This is a genomic window from Defluviitoga sp. (assembly GCF_035349255.1).
Classification (GTDB): domain Bacteria; phylum Thermotogota; class Thermotogae; order Petrotogales; family Petrotogaceae; genus Defluviitoga.
In genome coordinates this window covers 70,684-77,957 of record NZ_DAOPSE010000006.1, presented here as the reverse complement: position 1 = coordinate 77,957, position 7,274 = coordinate 70,684, and the positions used below count along the sequence as shown (strand labels likewise).

The 7,274-nt window shown below is 29.0% G+C and carries 5 protein-coding genes; 1 reads left to right on the top strand and 4 read right to left on the bottom strand.

Annotated elements, in window-relative coordinates:
• Positions 1-389 (top strand): hypothetical protein (locus tag PKN74_RS03080; RefSeq protein ID WP_472308492.1); only part of this gene is annotated, 389 nt, incomplete at its 5' end.
• 42 nt (positions 390-431) lie between these two features.
• Here the strand turns inward: PKN74_RS03080 and PKN74_RS03075 are convergent.
• The 4 genes from PKN74_RS03075 to PKN74_RS03060 all read right to left on the bottom strand — a co-directional run bounded on the left by PKN74_RS03075 (position 432) and on the right by PKN74_RS03060 (position 7,265).
• Positions 432-986: a GNAT family N-acetyltransferase gene (locus PKN74_RS03075; protein ID WP_472308490.1), complete on the bottom strand. Its 555-nt coding sequence runs from the start codon at positions 984-986 to the stop codon at positions 432-434.
• Between the two features lie 26 nt (positions 987-1,012).
• Positions 1,013-1,666: a tyrosine-protein phosphatase gene (locus PKN74_RS03070; RefSeq protein ID WP_472308488.1), complete on the bottom strand. Its 654-nt coding sequence runs from the start codon at positions 1,664-1,666 to the stop codon at positions 1,013-1,015.
• A gap of 44 nt (positions 1,667-1,710) precedes the next feature.
• A complete protein-coding gene (locus PKN74_RS03065; protein ID WP_472308486.1) occupies positions 1,711-3,891 on the bottom strand; it encodes a GumC family protein in 2,181 nt (726 codons plus the stop codon).
• A 125-nt stretch (positions 3,892-4,016) separates the two neighbouring features.
• Positions 4,017-7,265, bottom strand: coding sequence for a PD-(D/E)XK nuclease family protein (locus PKN74_RS03060; protein ID WP_472308484.1), 3,249 nt, complete (start codon positions 7,263-7,265; stop codon positions 4,017-4,019).
• Between the last annotated feature and the right edge of the window lie 9 nt (positions 7,266-7,274).

Sequence of the window (7,274 nt, the reverse complement as noted above, 5' to 3'; positions counted from 1 at the left end):
TTGTTGAAGGTGGAGCTTTAGTATTAGGTGGCGCATTTGATTATTACTTCCCTGTTGGAGCTAATGAGGAAGACAAATTAACTCAAATGGATATCACATTGAACGTTGGTTACAGACAAGGTCTAAATCCTTTCTTACCTGAACTTCCAGTCGATGTATTTGTTGAAGGGTTATTTAATTATTCTTTTGGTTTAGGTGAAAAAAAATTAGTTAAATCTGCAATAGCATTTGGTGGCGGGGCAGGAGCTGCCTTTGAAGTACAAAATCTAGATATGAAAGTAGGAGCAGATATATTGTTTGCAAAACCAACAATAGTTGATAGTTACAAAGAAGATTATAAAAACTCATTCAAACCCAAATTTAAAATTTTTGCAGGGGTTGAATTCTAAAAAGTTTTAAAATAAAAAACCTCCTTTTAAGGAGGTTTTTATTTATTTTATCTTCTTTTTCATTTCGATTGCAACTACTCGATAATTTAATCTCTCAAAGCAACCTTGCAGGATTTTTAAGTATTTTGGAAGAGTAACAACTCTCTGATTATCAAATCCTTTAACAAGAATTATGTATGTTTCGATAAAACCTGCTTTTCTATAAAGATTATAAGCAGCTTTATTACTTGCGAAAACGTTTAATCCTATATTTTTCACCTTATCATTTTTTAACTTTTTTTCTAATTCTTTTATAGCTCCCATTGCATAGCCTTTTCTTAAATATTTTGGAAAAATTCTAATATCATAAATAAAGGCTTTTTTTCGATCATTATTGATGAAAACCCACATTCTTCCAACATGTTCATTCTCGTCGTTTATAATATTATAGGCATGATTTTTTCCTACATTTTTTTCATCATCTCCACAAATATTATCTATTTGTGTCTCCGCCCTTGCCAGAGCTTCATGATAAGGCAACAGCAGATTTTCAGCTAACACTTTGGCATATTCATCATACATTTTATTTTTATATATTTCAAATTCTTCTTTAATCATTAATTCTAACTTCGTCCTAATCACCCCTAAAGTTTCTCAGGTGACTTAATTTCCAATATTTCAATTGCTTTTTTGGTAATATTAGAGTACTTTGAAAATAAACTTAAGTCCACTTCTTTTCTATTGTCTGTTCCATGATTATCAGTTGCTAAAAAGTCTACTAAATTTTTTTCTAAATAAAATTTCCCTTCTTCAGTATTAATCCCTTCAAAGTTAACTTGGAAATAGACGTTCATTTCCTTCATTCGTTGAATGAGCTTTTTATTTTCAAATAACCATCTATAACGTTCAACATGAACAAGTATTACTTCATAACCCTCTAATTGTAGATTAAATATTGCATCCAATGTATAAACAGGAAAAACACGTGTTGGAAATTCAATCAATACAAAAGAATCATTGAAAGGAATGAATTCTTTATATTCTGGAACTAAATATAATTCTGAAGCTAAGTAAGTAACTATTCCAGTTTCATTTTCTATATGTTTTTTTAATTTAATATAAGTATTTTTTATTTCTTTAATGTTATTACTAACAGAAGGATTGTTTATATGAGGCGTAAAAATAACATGGGATACTCCATACTCTTTGTATCTTTTAAGCTCTTTTATTGTATCTTCAACTTTTTTAACGCCATCATCTACTCCTGGTAGAAGATGGTTATGTATATCAATAAACATTCATTTCATCTTCCTTCTACTGTTTCCTTAAAATTGGATGTAATTCAATTTTTGCGTATAGTATCAGTTCTTTTTCGCTTTTTAACTTTCTTACCATCATCTGAATAATAATAGTAGTAATAGTAGTAATAATAATTTGAAGCCTTTTCATCAATATCAACAATAACTGTCCCTAACAATTTAACCTCCGAAGAAACAATATTTTCATAGGCTGCTTTCAAAGTTGGTTTTAAAGTGTTATTGTAACGAGTAACTAAAATTAACCCATCCGAATATCTTGACACAATTTGAGCATCAGGAGCAACCATAATGGGGGGTAAATCTATGATTATCTTTTCATAACGTTCCTTAAGGGTGTGTAATAATTTTATAAATTCATCCGATGTTAAAAGAGACGTTGGATTTGGAGGTAAAACACCTGCAGGTAATACATCAAAGTTAGGAAGGCTTTCAACAGGTTTGAATAAAACTTTTTCTAATGGAACTCTTTTCATTAAATAGTTGACTAATCCTAAATTTCTATCCTTTATTTTCATAATCCTATCAACTCGTGGCCTTCTCATATCTGCATCCAGGAGTAAAGTCTTTTTCCCGTTCTGTGCGTAAAAAATTGATACATTAGCGGCAGTGATTGTCTTTCCTTCACTTGGACCTGCACTAGAAAAACAAATGGTATTCGGTTCTTTCGCACTGGAAAAGACAATGTTTGTCGCAAGCATTTTGTAAGCTTCAGAAATTGGTGAAACAGGATCTTTAAGAACTGGAAGTTCTCCAGACTCTTGATCAATCTCGAAGTGAGGAATTCTACCTAAAATTGGGACACCCTTTACAATTGATTTAAGTTCATTATCATCCTTAAGCTTTTTATCCATATATTCTATTAAAAATACTACTAGTATCCCTAAAAATATACCTAAAACTCCACTTATTGCAACCGTTAAGGTTTTGTTAGGTTTAACAGGGGTTGGCGAAACAAACGCTAAATCAATAATATCTGCAGTTCCAATAACTCCCGCTTCGGCAATCTTCGCCTCTTCCAATTTTTCAAGTAGAAGCACATAAAGATTTTCTTTCACTTTAACTTCCCTTTCATAATCCATAAGTTTTTGTTCAAGCGCAGGAAGTTTCACCAATTCTGATTGATACGTATCCCTAATTGAAGTTAACGCTTGTATTGTACCTTGAACTACTTGTAAATTTGCTTGTTCTCCTATCAATTGAGAGTATAGACTACTGTATTGTGGATTTATAGTTTTTAACTGTGAGGTTACTATCGTATTTATTTCTTTCTTTAGCATTTCTTGAGCTTGAAATAATTGTTCTTTTAACTTTAATACTTCTGGATCATTGGCCGATTTTGTTCCCTCAATGCCTGCTAATTGAACTTGTATATTAACTATTTGATTTCTTAAATTACTGACAACAGGATTTATAGAGATAGTCTCAGAAGATATAATTTCTTGATCTATATTTTTTAGTAAATCATTAATAGCTTCTATTCTTACTCTTGACTGTTCTTTTTGTACTTGATAAGTGTTAATTTGCTGGTCGTAAGAGACTAAAAACTGTAATATAGCCTTGGCTTCTTCATTTAATAAAAAAACATTATTTTCTTCCTTAAACTTTCTCAAATTGTCTTGGGCTACATTTAACTCAATTTCAGCTTTTGGTATTTGTTCTTCTATAAATTTCCTTCTTGCAGTATATTCATTTTGAGATAAACTTTTTAACAAGTCGTTGTAAACTACAGCTAGTTCGTCAGCGACTCTTCTTGCGAGTTCTGGATCCTCACTTTGTACAGAAATTTTAACTATGTTAGTATCTTTTACGGGAGAAACAGTTATCATCTCACTTATACTTTTAATTACCCCATTTTCTGTAACTTTTTCTGGATTCTCTGATTTTTCTTTAAAATACTCAACTAAACTTAAATTATCAACTACTTTTTCTAGGTTCCTTCTACTTTTTATAAGTTCTATCTCGGTTGATATTTTTGAAGAACCTGAAGAAATTTGGGAGCCAAATATGTCAATAAGAGAACCTTGTTGAGATGAACCCACTTTCAATGTGGTACTTGCCTCATATATAGGAGTAGTAGTAAAAAGATATACTAGAGCTATCAGAACAGTCACTATAACTGTTAGAAAGAACCACCAAAATCTCTTTTTGAAGATTTTTATTATATCTTCAAAAGTTAATTCATTTTCTAACTTTACATTTTCCATTTTGTATCCTCCCAAATCATTATACTTAATTGTCATAATACTACATTTATATTTTATATAAAATGAAGATACTAATACCTTGCTATTTTATCATAATAAATTTAAATAAACAATATTTTTTTAAATTATACTCTAAAATTTTCCTTGTAGGTTAATAACCTACATAAGCTTTCAAATTCACAGTAAGAATTAGAAATAAAACAATTGTAGTCACTTTCTTCGGAATCTGCACAGTCGTATTTTTCACGCATTTCTTTAAAAAATCTTTTAATTTCTTTTTTCTTATAAGCAATAGGTGTAAATTGAGATTGATTGATACTTTTCAAAATCTTTTCTAACCACACTTCGAATTCTTTAAAATCAAAGGAGACGTATTTAACACTTCTCCCTGATTTGCGATAAATAATTTTGTCTTTCTGGATCTTTATAAATTTTTTATTAACGTTATCTTTTTTTGTCACGTGAAATTTTAGAAACACATCAGAATTAGATAACTTTTTCTTCCATTCTTGTGAATTTATTAGGGATAAATAGTAAATAAGAAGTTGTTCGCTTTGGAAACTTTTTGAGTTTTTATAATCAACTATTGAATAAGTACCAGGAAGTAATTCATTGTCAAATTCATCTAAAAGGTACATGTAGTTACCATTTAGAAGGTCTATTCTATCGATTCGAGTTTCTAATTCTGTATTTTCGAATATTCCTATATCTATATTAGTTTTCACTTTTACTTCCGTTTCTAGCACTTCACTGAAGGTAAGTGTTTTATTCTTATCAATATAAATATAATCGTCTAAAAGTGTTTCAATTGTAACATACAAATCTTCAACAAATTCTTCAATATTTACTTCTTTTATTGCTTGATATGAATAGAGAAAATCATCTACATAATCATCCCAAACATATTCCAAGATTGATTTAATTTCATCTCTTAATTCATCTTCATTTAAACGCTTTTGCGACATCATTTGATAATCTATTTTTTCCCCATTTACATCAAATAGTTCCTTCAAAGTCCTATGTTTTATAAGCCCTTCAAAAAATTTTTCGAATTTTTTATCCCCTTTTAAATGAATAACATAGCTAAGATAGTATTTGAAAGGACAATCTACATAAGTGGAAATCTTTGTATGACTTAACTTTCCCAATTCTGTTTTATTAGGTAAATCCCATGAGTGGTCTTTTATTTGATTAACAAATCTTTTACTTGTAACTAAAAACTGTTCAGGAAGTAATTCCTTCTTGTTATTTATAAGATAATAGATAATTGCTTCGTTTTCAGAAAATATATTACTGGAATCTCTTGGTAGATTACCTTTTTGTAATAAAAATTCTTCTGAATAATAAACGTTTTTGAAACTTTGCCTAATTTCCTTTTCATAGGGTGAAGGAACCACTGGATCTCCATTTAGTTGAGCCTTTGCATATGTAAACATTATTTTTTCCGCAAATATCATAGAAATAAAAAGGTTTCTTCTACTTATTTTTTCCGATAATTTTGCCATCGGAATACTAGCACTATCCATTGAAGTAAGAAAAGGATTAACTTTTATAGATGGATAATTATCCTCTGTAAAATGGATAAAATATTTATACTTCTTTTCTACAAACCTAGAGTCATCGATACTCATTATTTCCACACAATTTGCATACCTTTCTGTTTCTCTAAAAGTATCTACTTGAATAAGGGAAGAAATAATCTTATAAAACTTGTCTAGACTTATTTTTTGATCTTCTTTGATAATCTTTTCTAAACTTTTTTCGACCTTTAATAATAATGCTTCAAAAGTCTTAACGGCATTTATTTCACTTTCAATTAAGTTTACACCAGAATACTTTTCTATAATTTTAAAATCTATGTTACCATTTTCTATCCATTTAATGACTAATTCTCTATAATCTGAAATCGTAAAGCTTTTTTTAGCTTTAATAATTTCTTCAATCATTAATAATAAATTAAAAACATTTTCAAAGCATTTTTTTAATTCTAATATTTCATCTCGCTCTAATTGTATTCTTTCTGTTTCTTCGGTGCAATTCACCAGGGAATCTCTCTTGTCTATTTCGAATTCTATTGCATTCATCCATTTTGCTCTTCTTTGCTTCAGAGAAGATTTATGAATATCATAAAATAAATTAAACTTTTTTAAATAATATTCAATCTGTTCTATTGTTAATTCGGTTCTGTCACCATATCCACCCTCTACCATCGCCAATAAGTCTTCAACTTCGCAGCCTTTCACTAATGTTTTAATTGGTTGAAGTAAAATAAGTACCATCTGACTTTCGGCTAAGGGTATGTCATTTTTCAATCTATTTGGAATTTTTATCTCATCTAAATAATCTGATAACAACTTTGCTGATGAAATATTTGGAACAACAATTCCAAAATCATTAGGAGAAAGAGATTCATTAATTAACTTTCTTTTTATATCTTTAGAAACATACTCAATCTCAGAAATTTCATTATGCACAGGGAAAAAGTTTATTTTTGTGTTTTCATAGACTTCTTTCAAATTCTTTTTACTACACTTTTTATCGAAAATGAAATCTTCTTCTTTGAGAAAAGTGTGTATATTTCTAACAGATTCAAAAGCTCTATCTTGAATATCAATCCAAGTTATAAAATGTACTTCTTCAAAAAGTTTAAAAAGTACCTTAAACGTTTTTTTTACAATGGGTGATATATCAAAAAAGCCAGAAATTATAACATTTTTTCCTAAATATCTTTTTCCTTCATTTTTTAGGATTTCAGGAAATATTTCATAGAACCATTTATAAACACTCACAGGATCATAATTTCTTTGGTATTTAATAGACATATCAAATTTAGTGGAGAGAATGTCTTCTAAACTTTTTTCTAATTTGTTATATAATTTATATAAATTAGAATTAACGTCTATCGAATCGTTTAGAATTTTATACTCTTCAGAATTCGAAACAATTTTCTCATCTTGGACTCTTGAGATTTCCCACTTTTTTTCGAAAATATCTAATAAATATTCCACAGATTTTTGGGAATTAGCTATTACGTTCAAGTACTGAGAAAATTCTTCGTCTTTTTTTTCTTTTTCTATCAAATCCATAATTTCATGTTCCAAATAAACTTTCAAAAAATCCCTATCTAAAATGATAGCATCGGGCTCATAAAATTTAAGCATTTCAGTAACATATTGATTTATAACCATAAAAGCATTTCTATTGATGGTTTTATCGGTTTTCGAAGCTACCTTTTCTGCTACTTGTTTGGCATAAAATCCTGAGGGAGCTATAAACAAAAAATCTAACGGATTTTCTGCATAGAGAGGAAAGATGAAATCCACTACTTCATCAAAATGATCGCTTTTTAAATCTAGCAAGTAAGCTTTTTTCATTTGTCTTAT

What these genes read in the sequence shown, in the direction of transcription:
- PKN74_RS03075 (WP_472308490.1), bottom strand. Translation starts at nt 986, where the DNA reads ATGATTAAAGAAGAATTTGAAATATATAAAAATAAAATGTATGATGAA.
- PKN74_RS03070 (WP_472308488.1), bottom strand. Translation starts at nt 1,666, where the DNA reads ATGTTTATTGATATACATAACCATCTTCTACCAGGAGTAGATGATGGC.
- PKN74_RS03065 (WP_472308486.1), bottom strand. Translation starts at nt 3,891, where the DNA reads ATGGAAAATGTAAAGTTAGAAAATGAATTAACTTTTGAAGATATAATA.
- PKN74_RS03060 (WP_472308484.1), bottom strand. Translation starts at nt 7,265, where the DNA reads ATGAAAAAAGCTTACTTGCTAGATTTAAAAAGCGATCATTTTGATGAA.